General features: G+C 74.5%; 13 protein-coding genes and 5 tRNA genes. 12 read left to right on the plus strand and 6 right to left on the minus strand.

All coding sequences use genetic code 11. The annotated features are described in order from the left end of the window. Positions 1-108: 108 nt before the first annotated feature. The 6 genes from QSK45_RS25355 (at position 109) to QSK45_RS25380 (ending at position 9576) form a co-directional block, all read left to right on the plus strand. Positions 109-939: a MetQ/NlpA family ABC transporter substrate-binding protein gene (locus QSK45_RS25355; RefSeq protein ID WP_285560745.1), complete on the plus strand. Its 831-nt coding sequence runs from the start codon at positions 109-111 to the stop codon at positions 937-939. 169 nt (positions 940-1108) lie between these two features. Continuing rightward, positions 1109-1747, plus strand: coding sequence for a GNAT family N-acetyltransferase (locus QSK45_RS25360; protein WP_285560746.1), 639 nt, complete (start codon positions 1109-1111; stop codon positions 1745-1747). 111 nt (positions 1748-1858) lie between these two features. Next, complete coding sequence (gene cbiE, locus QSK45_RS25365) at positions 1859-3073, plus strand: precorrin-6y C5,15-methyltransferase (decarboxylating) subunit CbiE (protein WP_285560748.1); 1215 nt, start codon at positions 1859-1861, stop codon at positions 3071-3073. Positions 3074-3417: 344 nt separating this feature from the next. Then, the gene (gene cobT / locus QSK45_RS25370) at positions 3418-7287 is read left to right on the plus strand and encodes a nicotinate-nucleotide--dimethylbenzimidazole phosphoribosyltransferase (protein ID WP_285560750.1); all 3870 of its coding nucleotides are present in this window, start codon (positions 3418-3420) and stop codon (positions 7285-7287) included. 149 nt (positions 7288-7436) lie between these two features. Next, entirely contained in the window at positions 7437-8669 is a 1233-nt protein-coding gene (gene cobA / locus QSK45_RS25375) for a uroporphyrinogen-III C-methyltransferase (RefSeq protein WP_285560752.1), read from the plus strand. Positions 8670-8757: 88 nt separating this feature from the next. Further along, a complete protein-coding gene (locus QSK45_RS25380) occupies positions 8758-9576 on the plus strand; it encodes a TrmH family RNA methyltransferase (RefSeq protein ID WP_285560754.1) in 819 nt (272 codons plus the stop codon). A gap of 151 nt (positions 9577-9727) precedes the next feature. On the opposite strand, the gene QSK45_RS25385 is transcribed toward QSK45_RS25380, so the two are convergent. Beyond that, entirely contained in the window at positions 9728-11146 is a 1419-nt protein-coding gene (locus QSK45_RS25385) for a serine/threonine-protein kinase (RefSeq protein WP_285560756.1), read from the minus strand. A 602-nt stretch (positions 11147-11748) separates the two neighbouring features. Here QSK45_RS25385 and QSK45_RS25390 point away from each other — a divergent pair. The 3 genes from QSK45_RS25390 to QSK45_RS25400 all read left to right on the plus strand — a co-directional run bounded on the left by QSK45_RS25390 (position 11749) and on the right by QSK45_RS25400 (position 13554). After that, a complete protein-coding gene (locus QSK45_RS25390) occupies positions 11749-11925 on the plus strand; it encodes a hypothetical protein (protein WP_285560758.1) in 177 nt (58 codons plus the stop codon). A gap of 362 nt (positions 11926-12287) precedes the next feature. Then, entirely contained in the window at positions 12288-13175 is an 888-nt protein-coding gene (locus tag QSK45_RS25395; protein ID WP_490993621.1) for a phosphotransferase family protein, read from the plus strand. Positions 13176-13275: 100 nt separating this feature from the next. Further along, a complete protein-coding gene (locus tag QSK45_RS25400) occupies positions 13276-13554 on the plus strand; it encodes a TFIIB-type zinc ribbon-containing protein (protein ID WP_285560760.1) in 279 nt (92 codons plus the stop codon). Here QSK45_RS25400 and QSK45_RS25405 read toward each other — a convergent pair. The 5 genes from QSK45_RS25405 to QSK45_RS25425 all read right to left on the minus strand — a co-directional run bounded on the left by QSK45_RS25405 (position 13536) and on the right by QSK45_RS25425 (position 14016). Continuing rightward, positions 13536-13607: transfer RNA gene (locus QSK45_RS25405), tRNA-Val, on the minus strand. The two genes, QSK45_RS25400 and QSK45_RS25405, sit on opposite strands and share 19 nt — an antisense overlap. A gap of 29 nt (positions 13608-13636) precedes the next feature. After that, positions 13637-13708, minus strand: a tRNA-Val gene (locus QSK45_RS25410). Between the two features lie 50 nt (positions 13709-13758). Beyond that, positions 13759-13830: transfer RNA gene (locus QSK45_RS25415), tRNA-Val, on the minus strand. A gap of 1 nt (position 13831) precedes the next feature. Continuing rightward, positions 13832-13905 (minus strand) — tRNA-Cys (locus QSK45_RS25420). Positions 13906-13943: 38 nt separating this feature from the next. Further along, positions 13944-14016, minus strand: a tRNA-Gly gene (locus QSK45_RS25425). Positions 14017-14193: 177 nt separating this feature from the next. On the opposite strand from QSK45_RS25425, the gene QSK45_RS25430 reads away from it, so the two are divergent. The 3 genes from QSK45_RS25430 (at position 14194) to QSK45_RS25440 (ending at position 17267) form a co-directional block, all read left to right on the plus strand. Then, positions 14194-15249: a chorismate-binding protein gene (locus QSK45_RS25430; RefSeq protein ID WP_285560761.1), complete on the plus strand. Its 1056-nt coding sequence runs from the start codon at positions 14194-14196 to the stop codon at positions 15247-15249. After that, positions 15246-16070, plus strand: a complete 825-nt coding sequence (locus QSK45_RS25435; RefSeq protein WP_285560763.1) for an aminotransferase class IV — start codon at positions 15246-15248, stop codon at positions 16068-16070. The genes QSK45_RS25430 and QSK45_RS25435 overlap by 4 nt, the downstream gene beginning before the upstream one ends. 369 nt (positions 16071-16439) lie before the next feature. Next, positions 16440-17267 (plus strand): GNAT family N-acetyltransferase, encoded by an 828-nt coding sequence (locus QSK45_RS25440; protein ID WP_285560764.1) that lies wholly within the window; start codon positions 16440-16442, stop codon positions 17265-17267. Positions 17268-17281: the final 14 nt, after the last annotated feature.

Genomic DNA, 17281 nt, shown 5'->3' on the forward strand with positions numbered 1-17281 from the left:
GCCGAGGCGGCCGCCCTCCCCGTCCCCCGACCACCACCCCTCAAAGAGGCGCTTTCGCGCCGCACCCCCTGATGCGGGGTCGCACCACCATTAGGAAAGGCACTTTTCGTGCGTAACACCGTCAAGTTCACCACCGCCGCCCTCGCCGCCGGAGCCCTCGCTCTCGGACTGACCGCCTGCGGCTCCGGCAAGTCCTCCGCCTCCCACGACTACAGCGGACCGCTGGTCGTCGCCGCCACCCCGGTCCCGCACGCCGAGGTCCTGGACTTCGTCGAGAAGAACCTCGCGAAGAAGGCCGGACTCGACCTCCAGGTCAAGGAGTTCACCGACTACATCACGCCGAACACGGCGACCGAGGACGGTTCGGTGGGCGCCAACTACTTCCAGACCAAGCCGTACCTGGACGACTTCAACAAGAAGCGCGGCACCCACCTCGTGTCCGTCGTCGGCGTGCACCTGGAGCCCCTCGGCCTGTACTCGCACAAGGTCAAGAAGTCCGGCGACCTCAAGAACGGTGCGACCATCGCCGTCCCGAACGACGCCGACAACGAGTCCCGCGCCCTGAAGCTGCTCGTCGCGGGCGGGCTCATCACCCTCAAGCCCGGTGCCGGCTCCCAGGCCACGCCCGAGGACATCGCGAAGAACCCCAAGCACCTCCAGTTCAAGGAGGTCGAGGCGGCCCAGACCCCGCGCTCCCTGGAGGACGTGGACGCGGCGGTCATCAACGGCAACTACGCCATCTCCGCCGGCCTGAAGCCCGCCAAGGACGCCGTCCTCCTGGAGACGGCGAAGGACAACCCCTACGTCAACCTCCTCGTCGTCAAGAAGGGCAACGAGCACGACCCGCGGGTCGAGAAGCTCGCCAAGCTCCTCACCTCGCCCGAGGTCAAGAAGTTCATCGAGGACAAGTACCAGGGCTCGGTCATCCCCTCCTTCTGATCCGGCCACCCTCGGGTACCGCCTCGCTGACCCACGGGGTCCACTCCCTCACCGGGTGTGGACCCCGTCGTGCGGTTCGGTGGTTTCATGCTGCATGCTGGGCAGTTCAGCAGGCCCGTGCCACGGCACTGATGGCACTCGAGTTCTTCCGAAGGTTACGGAGCGGCGCATGACGAGCACCTTCCCCAACATCTCCATCAGCACGGAGCGGTTGGTGCTGCGCCCCCTCGACGAGGACGACGTGCCCGCCCTGGCCGAGATGATGAACGACGAGCAGGTCGCCGCCTGGACCGACGTGCCCCAGCCGTTCACCGAGGCCGGCGCCCGGCGCTGGATCACCGAGCACGCGCCCGCCGAACGCGCCGCGGGACGCGGCCTGGACCTCGCCGTCACCGAGTTCCTCACCCAGCGCCTGGTCGGCGTCGTCCAGCTGTCCAAGACCAACTGGCACATCCGCGCGACCGAGTTGTCGTACATCGTCGCTCCCTGGGCCCGCGGCGAGGGGTACGCCTCCGAGGCCGCGCTCGCCACCGCCCGCTGGCTCTTCGACGACCGGGGCTTCGAACGCATCGAGCTGCGCACCGCCGCCGACAACACCGCCTCCCAGCAGGTCGCCCAGAAGATCGGCTGCATCAGCGAGGGCGTGCTGCGCAACGCGTGCATAGTCCATGTGCGCACCGAGGACGGCGGCTGGGCCGACCTGCGCACCGACTTCATCGTCTGGAGCCTGCTGCCGGAGGACCTCGAAGGCGCCGACGAACAGCTCGCCGACACCAGCGGCTTCACGTCGTACGCGGACTGGAACTGACGCCCCCGCCGTGGCCCGTCGTCGGCGTGCGGCGGGACCGGGTACCCTCACGGAGCCCGCCACTGGGCCCTGCACCCCTGACGACCTGCGAAAAGCTGGAGATGGACGACGATGGCCGACCGGGTCACGGTGATCGGCTGGGACGGTTCGCCGCTGACCGAGGCGGCACGCTCGGCGCTCGGCGCCGCCACGCTCGTGGCGGGCGCGGCCCACCATCTCGCACTGCCCGAACTCCCGCCCGCCGCCGAACGCGTCCGCCTCGGCAGCGTCGCGCTCGCCGCCCGCCGCATCGCCGCCCACCGCGGCACCGCGGTCGTGCTGGCCGACGGCGACCCCGGCTTCTTCGGCGTCGTACGCACCCTGCGCGCACCGGAGTTCGGCCTGGAGGTGGAGGTCGTCCCCGCCGTCTCCTCCGTCGCCACCGCCTTCGCGCGGGCCGGCATGCCCTGGGACGACGCCCAGGTCGTCGTCGCTCACCCGCGCACCCTGCGCCGGGCCGTCAACGTCTGCCGCGCCCACACCAAGGTGGCCGTCCTCACCTCGCCGGGCGCGGGCCCCGCCGAACTCGGCCTCCTCCTCGCGGGCGTCCACCGCACCTTCGTCATCTGCGAGGAACTGGGCACCGAACGCGAGCAGGTCTCCGTCGTCACCTCCGACAAGGCCCCCGACCACACCTGGCGCGACCCCAACGTCGTCATCGTCATCGGCGGACCGGTGAGCGCGTCGGAGGGCGGTGGCTGGATCGCCGGCCGCGACCCGGGCACCGGACCGCGCGGCTGGGTCCAGCCCGACGAGGCGTACGGCGACGGCGCCGCGCTCGGCGAGGGCGAGACCGAGCTGCTGCGCGCCGCCCAACTCGCCCGCCTCGGGCCCCGGGTCGGCGACCTCGTCTGGGACATCGGCTGCGGCTCGGGCGCGTTCGCCACCGAGGCCGCGCGCGCCGGTGCCGCCGTCATCGCCGTCGACCACGACCGGGCCGCGTGCGTCCGCACCGACGGCGCCGCCCGCCGCTACGGCGTCCAGCTCCACGTCGTCCACGGCAGTGCCCCGCACGTCCTGGAGGACCTGCCCGAACCCGATGTGGTGCGGGTCGGCGGCGGGGGAGCGGCCGTCGTCTCCGCGGTCGCCGACCGGCGCCCGCAGCGCATCGTCACCCACGCCGCGACCCGCGACGCGGCCGAACTCGTCGGCCGCGACCTGACCGAGCACGGCTACCGCGTCGAGTGCGCCCTGCTCCAGTCCGTCGAACTGGACACCCGCGCCTGGCGGGAGACCGAGCGGAACGTGGCCTTCCTGCTCAGCGGGGTCCTGGGGATCGCCCCGTGATCCGGTAGTCGTACCGCGCGCGGTAGGCTGGCCGATCGTTGTACCCCACCGGTGGCCCGGAACTTCGTTCGCCAATGTCCGGAACGCACGCCCCTTTTGGGGTGGGTGTGGTACGGCGAACCCGTGGACGCGCAACGTGGCGCAGTCCACAGCGGCCTGTCGCGGATCATGCTGTCGTGACGGCGCGACGACCGGGACAATGCCACTGAATGGCTTTGTCGCCTTTTCCGGCGGGTCGTTCGTGCCGCTGGGCACGGACGCTCGTTCTTCACCATGGGGCGGTCGGCATGCCGTTCCGGGTGAGCTGGTCGTAGGAGCACTAACCGATTGGGCGAGGGGTACGCATGACCGACACCGGCCAGGTCCCGGGCGAGGGGCAGCCGGAGAGCGCAGGCATGGTGGAGCAGCCGGGCGTCACCGCGCACGGCGCGTACACCTACCTCTCCGAGGCACCCGCCGAGGACGAAGACCTGCTGCTGCCGGGCGCCCAGGGCGCATGGGGCAACGAGGTGCCGCCGCCCGCCCCGGAGCCTGTGGTGGAGGCCCTGCACGAGCCGGGCCCGCACGAGGCGTCCGGCCGTGACACGGGCTCCGTGGACCTGGGCGGCGTCCGCCTCCCGTCCCCGCAGGAGACCATGGCGCCACGCCGCCCGCTGCACCTCGGCCCGCCCATCCCCAACGCCTCCGCGAGCCCCGTCCGCTCCCTCGCCGACCGCGGCCCGGAGTACCTGGACGCCCAGCCGCTGCGCGAGATGGTCCCGCAGAGCGCGGCGCCCTGGGGCGCGGCCGCGGGGGGGCCGGGCACCGGGCAGGTGCCGGGTACGGCCGAGGCCGCGCCGGTCGCCGGCGGTACTCCGGGTGCCGAGGCCCCGGCGGTCGCCGTGCCGGGTACGGCGGAGGCGGTGCCGGTCGCCGCGGAGGCGGCGGGTGCGCCGGTCGCCGGACAGGGGCCGGGTGCGGAAACGGTTGACCCGGCGGTCGCCGGGGCGCCTGATGCCGCCGTCGGCGAGGCCGGCGTGATCGGCCTCGCCGCCCAGGCCGTCGCGCAGGCGCCCGTCGCCGAGCAGCTGGTGCAGGGCCACGACGGTCCCCAGCCCGCCGACGGCCATGACGGCGTCTACGCGCCGCGGGCCGAGGAAGCCGCGCCGGTCGCCGCCGAGCCCGTCCAGGTGCCGGTCGCCCAGGCTGTCGAGGCCGCCGAAGCGACCGCCGTCGCCGTGCGGCCGGTCCAGGAGGCGCAGGCCGCCGAGGCGGTGGGCGCGCCGGAGGCCGGGGCCCCCGTGCAGGCCGAGGCCCCGGTTCCGGGCGCCGTCGAGGCCGTCCCGGCCGCCGAGTCGGCCGAACCTGTCGCCGTCCAGGCCGCCGAGTCGGTGGAACCCGTCGAGGCCGTCGAGGGGGGCCAGGCCGCGGAACCGGCCGAACCTGTCGCCGTCCAGGCCGCCGAGTCGGTGGAACCCGTCGAGGCCGTCGAGGGAGTCCAGGCCGCCGAGCCCGTGGCCACGGAGGCTCCCGCCGCCGTGGAGGCCGGGGTTCCGGTCGTGTCCGCGCCGGTTCCTCACCAGCTTCCCGATGCCGTCGCCGGCGGCCCTGTCGCCGAGCCCGTCGAGCCGGTCGCCGTGGACGCTGCCCAGCCTGCCGAGCCGGTCGCCGTGGACGCTGCCCCGGCCGCCGTCGAGCCCGTCCAGGCCGCCGAGCCCGCCGAGCCGGTGGCCGCCGACGCCGTCCAGCCCGCCGACGCCCCGGCCGAGCAGGCCGAGGCCGCCGCGCCGGTCGTCCACCAGGTCCAGGGCCCGCAGTCGGTCGAACCCGCTGCCCAGGCCGCCGAGACCGTGCCGAGCGCGCCCCAGCCGCAGGCTCCGACCCCGGCCCCGGTCGAGGTACAGCCCCTGCCGCAGCCGACGGCCCAGGACCAGAGCGAGCAGGCCGTCCCCCTCGCCGAGCCCGTCCCGGCGAGTGACCCCGCCGTACCCACCGTCCCCGCCCCCGAGCAGCCCGCCGAGGCCGTCCCGGCGCCGGTCGCCGCCGTGGCCGTGGACCCGCAGGCCGCCGTCGCCGCTGCGGCCGAGGCGGCGCAGCCGCAGCCCGCCGCCGACCCGGCCCCCGCCGCGCCCGCGCAGCCGCAGGACGCCTCGGCGCCCGTCGACGCCCCGGCCCGGCAGACCCCCGTCCCGACGGAGGTCCCGGGGCAGCCCGCCCCCGCCGCCGAGCAGTCGCACGGCGTTCCCCTGGAGCCGGGTGCCGAGCAGCCGCTCGGCGCGTTCGTCCCGGTGGAGGGGCAGGTGCCGAGCGCGCCGCATCTGGCGCCGACCCCGCCACACCCCCTCGTCCTGCCCGCGCAGGGCCCCGCGCCGCAGGCCGTCGTGCCCGCGCCCCGCGAGGCCGAGGCCGAGACCGCGCCGCACGCGCGGACCCCTGAGCCCGCCGCCGAGCAGGGACAGACCCCGGCCGAAGCGGCACCGGCACCCGCGCGGGGCTCCACCGGCCCCGCCGCCCCCGGCTACGACGACGCCGAGCGCGAGGCCGTACTGAAGGTCATGCGCGAGCGCCGCGACATCCGCAACGGCTTCCGCAACGACCCCATCCCGCACGAGGTGCTGCTCCGCGTCCTGGAGGCCGCCCACACCGCGCCCTCCGTCGGCCACTCGCAGCCCTGGGACTTCGTCGTCATCCGGTCCGCCGAGACGCGCAACACCATGCACGAACTGGCCATGCGCCAGCGCGAGGCGTACGCGAAGTCGCTGCCCAAGGGCCGGGCGAAGCAGTTCAAGGAACTGAAGATCGAGGCCATCCTCGACACTCCGGTGAACATCGTCGTCACCGCCGACCCCACCCGTGGCGGCCGGCACACGCTGGGCCGTTACACCCAGCCCCAGATGGCGCCGTACTCCGCCGCGCTCGCCGTCGAGAACCTCTGGCTCGCGGCCCGCGCCGAGGGCCTCGGCGTCGGCTGGGTCAGCTTCTTCGACGAGCGTGAGATGGTGCGCGCCCTCGGCCTGCCCGAGCACCTGGAGGTCATCGCCTACCTGTGCGTAGGCTACGTCGACGAATTCCCCGACGAGCCGGAGCTGATGCAGGCCGGCTGGTCCAAGCGACGCCCCCTGTCCTGGGTGGTGCACGAAGAGACGTACGGCCGCCGCGCCCTGCCCGGAGAGGAACCCCACGACCTGCTTGCCGAGACCGTCGCCCAGATCCGCCCGCTCGACGCCAAGGCCCTCGGTGAGGCCTGGGAGCGCCAGAAGCGCATGACCAAGCCGGCCGGCGCGCTCGGCATGCTGGAGATCATCTCCGCGCAGCTGTCCGGTCTCTCCCGGCAGTGCCCGCCGCCGATCCCGGAGCCCGCCGCCGTCGCCATCTTCGCGGGCGACCACGGTGTGCACGCCCAGGGCGTCACCCCCTGGCCCCAGGAGGTCACCGGTCAGATGGTGGCCAACTTCCTGGGCGGGGGCGCGGTCTGCAACGCCTTCGCCGCCCAGGTCGGCGCCGAGGTGTGCGTGGTCGACGTCGGCGTCGCCGCCGACCTGCCCGCCACCCCCGGCCTGCTGCCCCGCAAGATCCGCGGCGGCACGTCCGACATGACCACCGGGCCCGCGATGACCCGCGAGGAGGCCAAGGCGGCCATCGAGGTCGGCATCGAGACCGCGCGCGACCTGGTCGCGGCCGGCAACAAGGCGCTGCTCACCGGTGAGATGGGCATCGCCAACACCACCGCGTCCGCCGCGCTGATCTCCGTCTTCACCGGCGTCGACCCTGCCGAGGTCACCGGCCGCGGCACCGGCATCAACGACGAGACACTGGCCCGCAAGACCGAGGTGGTCCGGCGAGCCCTGGAGTTCCACCAGCCGGACCTGGCCGACCCCGTCGGCGTCCTCGCGGCCATCGGCGGCTTCGAGCACGCCGCGATGGTGGGCCTGCTGCTCGGTGGCGCGTCCCTGCGTACGCCGGTCATCCTGGACGGCGTCAGCGCGGGTGCCGCGGCCCTCGTGGCCCGCGCCATCGCCCCCGAGGTCCTCGCGGCCTGCATCGCCGGCCACCGCAGCGCCGAACCCGGCCACGTCGCCGCCCTCAACAAGCTCGGCCTGCGCCCCCTGGTCGACCTCGACCTGCGCCTCGGCGAGGGCACGGGCGCGCTCCTCGCCCTGCCGCTGGTGCAGAGCGCGGCCAGGGCGATGCACGAGGTGGCGACGTTCGACTCGGCTGGCGTCACCGAGAAATAGGCCCCCAGGGGTCTCGGCAGGGCGGTTCCGGTCGCCGCCCTGCCGGACTGCCGCACCGCCGTGACCAGCCCCCGGACACCTGCCCCGCCCTTACCGCTGCCCACGTAAAATCCGCACGTCAGGGCCACCACAACGCCCCCGGAGGAGCCATGGCCGAACACCCCGCCTACCCCGTAGGTCTGCGCCTCTCCGGCCGCCGCGTCGCCGTCCTCGGCGCCGGCCAGGTCGCCCAGCGCCGGCTCCCGGCCCTCATAGCGGCCGGCGCGGACATCGTCGTGGTGTCCCCCGAGGCGACCCCCTCCGTCGAGGCGATGGCGGACGCGGGCGAGATCACCTGGCACCGGCGGCGGTACGAGGACGGCGACCTCGCGGACGCCTGGTACGCCCTCATCGCCACCAGCGACCAGGAGGCCAACGCCGCGGCCTCCGCCGAGGCCGAGCGCCACCGCGTCTGGTGCGTCCGCTCCGACGACGCCGACCGGGCCACCGCATGGACCCCGGCCACCGGCACCAGCGCGGGCGTCACCGTCGCCGTCCTCACCACGGAGGCCCGCGGCCGCGACCCCCGGCACACCGCCGCCATCCGCGACGCGGTCGTCGAGGGTCTGCGCGACGGCACCCTCGTCGCTCCCCATCACCGCACCCGCACCCCCGGCGTCGCACTGGTCGGCGGCGGCCCCGGCGACCCCGACCTGATCACGGTCCGCGGTCGTCGGCTGCTCGCCGAGGCGGACGTCGTGATCGCCGACCGGCTCGGCCCGCGCGACCTGCTCGCCGAACTCCCGCCGCACGTCGAGGTGATCGACGCCGCGAAGATCCCTTACGGCCGTTACATGGCCCAGGAGGCCATCAACAACGCGCTGATCGAACACGCCAAGCAGGGCAAGTCGGTCGTACGGCTCAAGGGCGGCGACCCCTTCGTCTTCGGCCGCGGCATGGAGGAGGTCCAGGCGCTCGCCGAGGCCGGCATCCCCTGCACCGTCGTGCCGGGCATCTCCAGCTCCATCTCGGTGCCGGGCGCGGCCGGCATCCCGGTCACCCACCGGGGCGTCGCCCATGAGTTCACGGTCGTCAGCGGCCATGTGGCGCCCGACGACGAGCGTTCGCTGGTCGACTGGCCGTCGCTGGCCAGGCTCACCGGCACGCTGGTGATCCTGATGGGCGTGGACAAGATCGGGAAGATCGCGGAGACGCTCGTCGCGCACGGCAGGTCCCCGAAGACCCCGGTCGCGCTGGTCCAGGAGGGTACGACGGCCGCGCAGCGCCGGGTCGACGCCACCCTGGCCACGGTCGCCGAGACCGTCCGCGCCGAGGACGTGAAGCCCCCGGCGGTCATCGTGATCGGCGAGGTCGTGACACAGGGCCTCGCGCCGACCGCGTGACCGACACCCTCCTGATCACGTGTAACCTCGGGTAACACGTCCCTATCCAGCCGTTGGCACCACACCCAGGACAAGGCAGTATCACCCTGTGGCCGATCTCATCACCGTCGACGATCCCGACGACCCGCGTCTTTCCGACTACACGGACCTGACCGACGTCGAGCTGCGCCGCAAGCGCGAGCCCGCCGAGGGCCTGTTCATCGCCGAGGGCGAGAAGGTCATCCGCAGGGCCAAGGAAGCGGGCTACGAGATGCGCTCCATGCTGCTCTCGGCCAAGTGGATCGACGTCATGCGCGATGTCATCGACGAACTCCCCGCCCCCGTCTACGCGGTGAGCCCGGAACTCGCCGAGCGCGTCACCGGCTACCACGTGCACCGCGGCGCGCTCGCCTCCATGCGGCGCAAGCCGCTGCCGACCGCCGCCGAACTGCTCGGTCCCGCCCGCCGCGTGGTGGTCATGGAGTCGGTCAACGACCACACCAACATCGGTGCGATCTTCCGCTCGGCGGCCGCCCTCGGCATGGACGCGGTCCTGCTCTCGCCCGACTGCGCCGACCCGTTGTACCGGCGCAGCGTCAAGGTGTCGATGGGCGCGGTGTTCTCGGTGCCCTACGCCCGCCTGGAGAACTGGCCGAAGGGCCTGGAGCAGGTCCGCGGGGCCGGCTTCACCCTCCTCGCCCTCACCCCCGACGAGAAGGCCCGCAGCCTGGACGAGGCCGCCCCGCACACGATGGACAGGGTCGCCCTGATGCTGGGCGCCGAGGGCGACGGCCTCTCCACCCAGGCCCTCGTCGCCGCCGACGAATGGGTCCGCATCCCCATGTCCCACGGCGTCGACTCACTGAACGTGGGTGCCGCCGCCGCGGTCGCCTTCTACGCGGTGGCGACGGGTCGCCCGCGGTCCTGAGTCCACGGCCGGTCAGCCCCGCGCCGAGGCGGCCCGGCTCACCAGGAGCCGTCCTCTGCCCGGCGGACGGTGCCGTGCGGGGAGTCCCACCGGACCACCGGGACGGTCGGCCCCGCCGGTCGGTCACGGCCGCCCACCACGCGGTGCGCCCTCACCCTCCGGCGCCGCGCTCCACCGGGGAGGAGCCGGGCGGGTCGGCGTACGGCCGTGTGTCACCGGTGGTCCCCGAGGGGCCGACCGGCGTCCGCTGCGACGGCCGTGCGCTCCCGCCGAACGCGCCGCCGAAGCCGTCGCCCAGGCCCCGGGCCGGCCCCTGGCAGCCCTGGGCCAGGGCGATGCCGAGGGCCACGAGCAGGGTCACCACGACGAACACGGTGAGGCGCTGCCGGAGCAGGCGGGGATTGGCGGGGCGCAGGCCGGACTTCGTGGTGCGCGGGGCCGGGCGCCGGGCGCCGCCGCGGGTGCCGGGACGGCTTCTGCCGGTGGAGCGGGGGCCACTGCCGCGCTGGTCCGGAGCCGGCCGTGCCGTGCCCGGCCGGGAGGGGGCGCCGCCGCCGCGCGAGGTGCTGCCGCCGCGCGAGGGCACCGGGCCGCCCCGGGCGGAGGCGCCGCGCGGCACCGGAGTGCCGGAGGCCTGGCGGCGCGTGGCGCGCTGCGGGTCCGGATACGTGTCGGCGAGCCGCCCGGTGGGCCGGTCCGCCTCCGCCGCGCGCGGGGAGGGCGGTCGCGCCTCGCCGAGGCCCTGCGCCTCGCGGGCCGCGATCTCCTTGAGCCGCAAGGACAGTTGGAGCGTGCTGGGCCGGTCCTCGGGGTCCTTCGCTAGGCAGGCCCGGATCAGCGGGGCGAGCGCGTCGGGCACGCCGTGCAGTTGCGGTTCCTCGTGCACCACCCGGTACAGCATCACCTCGGAACTGCCGTGTCCGAAAGGGGAGTCGCCGGTCGAGGCGTAGGCGAGGGTGGCGCCCAGCGAGAAGACGTCCGTGGCCGGGGTGACGGCCGCGCCGCGCACCTGCTCGGGGGCGAGGAAGCCCGGGGAGCCCACGGCGGTGCCCACGTGGGTGAGGGTGGAGGCGCCGGTGGACCAGGCGATGCCGAAGTCGATGATCCGCGGTCCCTTGGGGGACAGCAGGATGTTGGAGGGCTTCAGGTCCCGGTGGACGACCCCCGCCTCGTGCACCGCGACCAGGCCCTCGGACAGCGCCGCGCCGATCGCCGCCGCGTCGGCCGCGAGGAGCGCGCCCTCGTCGGCGACCCGGTCGTGCAGGGACGGCCCGGGGACGTACTGGGTGGCGAACCAGGGGCGGTCGGCCTCCAGGTCGGCGGCCACCAGCCGGGCCGTGCAGCCGCCCCGGATGCGACGGGCCGCCGAGACCTCCCGTGCGAAACGCGAGCGGAACTCCTGGTCCTCGGCGAGATCGGGCCGGATCACCTTCAGGGCGACCCGCTGCCCCTTCTTGTCGGAGCCGAGGTAGACCACGCCCATTCCGCCCGCGCCGAGCCGTCGGTGAAGCCTGAACGAGCCGACGACGCGCGGGTCCTCGCGCCTCAGGCGCATCATCGCCATGTTCATCCCCGCTGCCCGGTCCCTCTGACGTGGCACAGCTTACGTTTCCCGGGCCGCCCGCGCGCAGAGGCCGCGCCCTCTCGGCGCGACGGATTGTGCGCGCCGCCGGGTCGGGGTGAGACACGGTCAGGAGACCCGCCGCTACAGGGACCTTGGGCCGACGCCACCGTCAACCGCACGTGTCCGCAGGGGCGTTGACACTGCCACGACCAGGGGACCCCGTCCTCCCCTCCGTTGCCGGAACCGGCCGCGGACGCCCCGCCCCACCCGTCGCCGACCGGCGCCAGGACGGCACCCGGCATCCGCTCCGTGACCGTCCCGAGTGATCGAAGTCACGCGTTCCGGTGCGCCGTCCGCGTCCGACATGCCCGACACGGCGGGCGACCCCTCAGGGAAGACCCCGAGACCCGGGACCGGCTCTCCACCCAGGGGAGTAGGCCGCGGCCGGGGGCTCATCCTCCGGGAGGCCCGGCAATAGGTACGAGGGCATGACGCCCGGTTCGCGCACCGCGCCTAGATTTGGGGTCAAGCGGCGGGTGCAGCGCTCGTCCCCCGAGGTCGGACACCCGCCGCTGTCACAGACAACCGAGACGGTCAGGAGAGGGGTCATGACCCACCCGGCACCGCGACGCACCGCGTTCGCACCCCGCCGCGCGGGTCGCCGCCACCCACTGGTGGCGACGCTCATGGCCCTTCCCCTGGCGGCCCTGCTCCTGCTCGTCTTCGACGGCTGGGAGACGGTGGCCACACAGGCGTCGTCCGTGGGTGCGATGCTGGGGCGCTGAGCGGCGACCCCAGGCCCGGAAGAGCGGTCCGGGCGGGGACATCCATCCATGAAACCCCGTGGGGACGGGGGTGCGGCGGACGGCACATATGCCGGCGCAGCTGGGGAGCTGCGCCGGCATCGCCGTTCCCCGCCGGGGAGGCTGCCGCGGACGCCGGGCCGCCACCGCCGTGACGGCCGTCGGACGTCCGGTCCGCCGCCGCGGCCGGACGCGCTGTTCCGCGCGTCCCGAGGGCGCCCGGCCGGCTCCGGTGGGCGTCCGGGTCTCCTCCCGGCCCGGCACGGCGCACCGCACCGCAACCGCCGCCCCCCACCCCGCCGTCGTACCCCTCACCACACCCCGTCTGCCGAGGCCCCGTGAACATCGTCCCCATCCTCGTCGCGCACGCCCGTGCCGCGTACCCGCACCGCGCCGCCGTCCCCACCACCCTCGCCGACCGCCCGGACGCCACCGTCGTCCGCCTCGGGGACACCGTCGTCAAGGCCCACGCCCCCGGCACCGATCCCACCCACCTGGCCCGACGCCTCGACACCGCCGCCGAGCTGCCCGGTGTCCTCCTGCCCCCGCTCACCCCCGCGGCGGAGAACCTGCACGGCCGCCCGGTGACCTACTGGCCCTACGGCACCCCCGTGGACCCCACCGCCCCCGCCGCGGCCCCCTGGGAGGCCGTCGCCACCCTCCTCGCCCGGCTGCACCGCTGCGCCCCGCACTCCGCCCTGCCCCCGATGCGCGGCCCCGCCAAGGCCGCCCGTGCGATCACCCGCCTCCGCGCGGCCCTGCGCACGGCGCCCCACCCCGCCGCCCGCCCCGTCCTCGACGCCTGGGCCGCCCTCCCGGCCTGGGCCCGTGCCGAGACCCCGATGCCCACGCCGCAAGCCGTCTGCCACGGCGACCTCCACCTCGGCCAAGTCGTCCGGCACCCCGCCCCCGACGGCCCCTGGCGGCTGATCGACGTGGACGACCTGGGACTCGGCGTCCCCGCCTGGGACCTCGCCCGTCCCGCCGCCTGGTACGCCTGCGGACTCCTCCCGCCCGACGACTGGACCCGCTTCCTGGCCGCCTACCGCCGGGCGGGCGGCCCGGCCGTCCCCGCGCACGGCGACCCCTGGGCCGCCCTGGACGTCCCGGCCCGCGCGCTCAGCGCCCAGACGGCCGCCCTGGCGATCACCAGGGCGCTCGCCGCGGACCGCCCGCTGGACGGGATCGAGCGGGCCGTCGTCGACGCCTGCGCCCGCATGCCCGCCCCGTGACGCCCGTCCTCCCGGAAGGCGGTCGCAACCACGCGCGGTGAAACGGAGTCCGTCCTGGGGAACACCAAGCAGTACCGACCGGCGAGGAGTTGAGCCGACGATGCAGTGTCCGAAGTGCCACGCACCCATGCGGACGTACAACCGCAGCGGCGTCCGGATCGAGCAGTGCGGCGGGTGCCGCGGCATCTTCCTCGACTACGGCGAGCTGGAGGCCCTGACCCAGCTGGAGTCGCAGTGGTCCAAGCCCGCCCCGCCGGCCCCGCCCGCCGCCCCGCAGGGGTACCCGGCCCCGTCCGCGCCCGCCTGGGGCGGGAGCACACGAAAGCCCCCCGGCCGACGGCCGGGGGGCTTCCTGCTGTGTGGACGATACTGGGATTGAACCAGTGACCTCTTCCGTGTCAGGGAAGCGCTCTCCCGCTGAGCTAATCGTCCGCGGACAGTGGTCCGGGGACCACGGTCAGTGCGCGATACTGGGATTGAACCAGTGACCTCTTCCGTGTCAGGGAAGCGCTCTCCCGCTGAGCTAATCGCGCGGGTGTGGATCTTCGAGAGACCCGGGACCTCCGGCTGACCGGGGATCCAGTGGACGATACTGGGATTGAACCAGTGACCTCTTCCGTGTCAGGGAAGCGCTCTCCCGCTGAGCTAATCGTCCTTGGAGGTGGAGACGGGATTTGAACCCGTGTAGACGGCTTTGCAGGCCGTTGCCTCGCCTCTCGGCCACTCCACCAGGAGTGTAGGGGATCGGGATGACCCCTTCTTCCTTCGAGCGGACGACGAGGCTCGAACTCGCGACCTCAACCTTGGCAAGGTTGCGCTCTACCAACTGAGCTACGTCCGCCTGTCGTTTCGGTCCGCTTCCGCGTCCCGGCGACGTGTTGAACTCTAGCGGATTCCCGGGCCAGCACAAAAACGCGTTTGCGCAGCGTGCTGCGCTGCGCCCGGCGGAGGCGGTGGTCGGGGGCCCCTCCGGGACATCCCCGGGTCACCTCGCCGACACCCACCTAGACTCGGGCACGTGCTCCACCATGCTCCCGGCCTTCCCCCGCTGGCCCGCTTCGGCGACCGCCTCGCGACCGGCCTCCTCGACGTCACCAGCGATCCCGCCGCCCTGGAATCCACCGGCTTCTGGGCCGTCTGCGCGGACTTCGAGGGCCGTCTGACCTGCGCACGCTTCGCGGACGTACGACAGGCACCGGTACCCGCCCCCGTGCCCGGCGGCTGGCACGGCCCCGCCGTGGGGGACTGGGTCTCCTCCCTCGACCGCGCTTCCTACACCGCGGCCGTCCGCCGCGTCCGCGCCCACATAGCGGCCGGCGAGGTCTACCAGGCCAACCTCTGCCGGGTGCTCAGCGCGCCGATCGCCGCCGACGCGGACGTGGACGCCCTGACCTCCCTGCTGGCCCGCGGCAACCCGGCACCGTACGCCGGAACGATTCGCCTGCCCGAGCACGGCGTGGAGATCGCCACCGCGTCCCCGGAGCTGTTCCTGCGCCGCGACGGGCGGACCGTGGAGTCCGGACCCATCAAGGGCACCGGCCGCACCGAGGCGGACCTCCTGGAGAAGGACTACGCCGAGAACGTGATGATCGTGGACCTGGTCCGCAACGACATCGGGCGTGTCTGCGCCACCGGCAGCGTCACCGTCCCGGACCTGTGCGTGGTGGAGAAGCACCCCGGCCTCGTCCACCTCGTCTCCACCGTCCGCGGCGAGCTGCGCGCGGGCGCGGGCTGGCCCGAGCTGCTCGCCGCCGCCTTCCCGCCCGGTTCCGTGACCGGCGCGCCCAAGTCCAGCGCCCTCAGGATCATCGAGGCCCTGGAACCGGTCCCGCGCGGCCCCTACTGCGGCGGCATCGGCTGGGTGGACGCCGACCGGGGGGCCGGCGAGCTGGCCGTGGGCATCCGCACCTTCTGGACCGACCGCGCCGAGGGCGTCCTGCGCTTCGGCTCCGGCGCGGGCATCACCTGGGGATCGGACCCCGAGGGGGAGTGGCGGGAGACCGAACTGAAGGCGTCCCGCCTGCTCGCGGTAGCGTCGGGGACGTACGAGCGAACCGGAGAGGCGTGCACATGAGGATCTGGCTGGACGGCGGGCTGCGGGACACGGACTCCGCGCGGGTCTCCGTCTTCGACCACGGGCTGACCGTCGGCGACGGCGTCTTCGAGACCGTGAAGGCGGTCGAGGGCCGCACCTTCGCACTCACCCGGCACCTCGACCGGCTGACCCGCTCGGCCCGGGGGCTCGGTCTGCCCGACCCCGACCACGACGAGGTCCGCGAGGCCTGCGCCGCCGTGCTCGCGGCCAACCCGATGCCGCTCGGCCGGCTGCGGATCACCTACACCGGCGGCCACGGTCCGCTCGGCTCGGACCGCGGCGAGCACGGTACGACCCTGGTGGTCGCCCTCGGCGAGACCACGCGCCGCCCCGACACCACGGCCGTGATCACCGTCCCCTGGACCCGCAACGAGCGCGGTGCCCTCACCGGCCTGAAGACCACCTCGTACGCCGAGAACGTCGTCGCCCTCGCCCGCGCCCACGAACAGGGCGCCTCCGAGGCGCTGTTCGGCAACACCGTCGGCCAACTGTGCGAGGGCACCGGCTCGAACGTCTTCGTCGTCCTGGACGGCGAGATCCACACCCCACCGGCCGCCTCCGGCTGCCTCCCCGGCATCACCCGCGCCCTCACCGTCGAGTGGACCGGCGCCAGGGAGACCGACCTGCCCCTCGACGTGCTGACCCACGCCGACGAGATCTTCCTGACCTCCACCCTGCGCGACATCCAGGCGGTCCACCGGGTGGACGACCGCGAACTCCCGGACACCCCGGGTCCGGTGACCACGAAGGCGATGCGGATCTTCGAGGAGCGGGCGGGGCAGGACCCGGACCCGCGGTGACGCGGTGGCACCGGCGCGGGGCTTTGCCGGCGCGGCTCCGGTTCGGGCCGCCGGGCCTCCTCGTGGGCGGCGTCGCGGACGGCCCCCGTGGTGCGCTGTTCCGCGGTCCGGCGGGCTCCGGCGCGGATGCGCGGGGCTGACGCCACGAGCAGGACGGATCGCGGCGCGGGCGCGAGGGCGAGGGCGGGTACACCGCCCGTGGTGCGCGTGGCGGCCGGCCGTCGCGGGGGATCGCGCCGGCCATGGGCCGGGCGGGACCCGGCCGTCGGCCGATGCTTCGGCCAGACTCCCGTGCCCCGGGCGTGACTCCGGCCCCGAGCCTCGGCGAACCGGCTGACTCCGGCCGCCGTCCTGGGTAGAACAGCTGTGATGACCACGACCCTGCGGCCCCTCGAGCCGCTTCAGCAGCATCCCGACGGCACCCGTTCGCGCCGCTACCAGGTGTGCGTGAACAGCCGTCCGGCGGGCGAGATCCACCTCGGGACCTCGCCGTCCCTCGGGGACACGGTGGCCCGCGTCGACGACCTGCGGATCGCCGAGGCAGACCGCCGCCGCGGCCGGGGGACCTTCGCCGCGCTCGCCGCGGAGGAGGTGGCGCGCGGCTGGGGCTGCCGGCAGATCGAGACGGTCGTACCGGCCGCCTCGGCGGACATCGCGCTACGGCTGTTCGGCGCCCTCGGCTACACCCTCCGCAACCGCGGCATGGAGAAACGCCTCGACGCCACCCCGCCCGCGCTGCCGCCGGGCAGCCGCGCACGGCCCATGTCCGAGGCCGAGTTCGAGGACTGGCAGGCCCACGAGCACGCGCGCTACATCCGCACGTGGGTCGAGCGGGGCGTCCCCGAGGCGACCGCCCGCGCCAAGGCCCGCGACGACCATGCCCGGCTGCTGCCACGGGGGTACGCGACCGAGGGCATGCTCTTCAGCGTCCTGGAGCACGAGGGAACCCGGGTCGGCACCCTGTGGCTGGCCCTGCGGGAGGACGCGGCGTACGTGTACGACGTCGAGACGGACGCGGCCGGGCGCGGCCGGGGGCACGGCCGGGCGCTCATGCTCCTCGCCGAACGCCAGGCCATGGAGGCCGGCCGGCCGCTCCTCGGCCTCAACGTGTTCGCGGGCAACACCCCGGCCGAGCGGCTGTACGAGTCACTCGGCTACGAGACGGTGACGTACTCCTTGTCGAAGCCGCTGCTGTAGGCGGGCGGGGCGGC

This window comes from Streptomyces hygroscopicus subsp. hygroscopicus, from assembly GCF_030269125.1.
Classification (GTDB): domain Bacteria; phylum Actinomycetota; class Actinomycetes; order Streptomycetales; family Streptomycetaceae; genus Streptomyces; species Streptomyces hygroscopicus_C.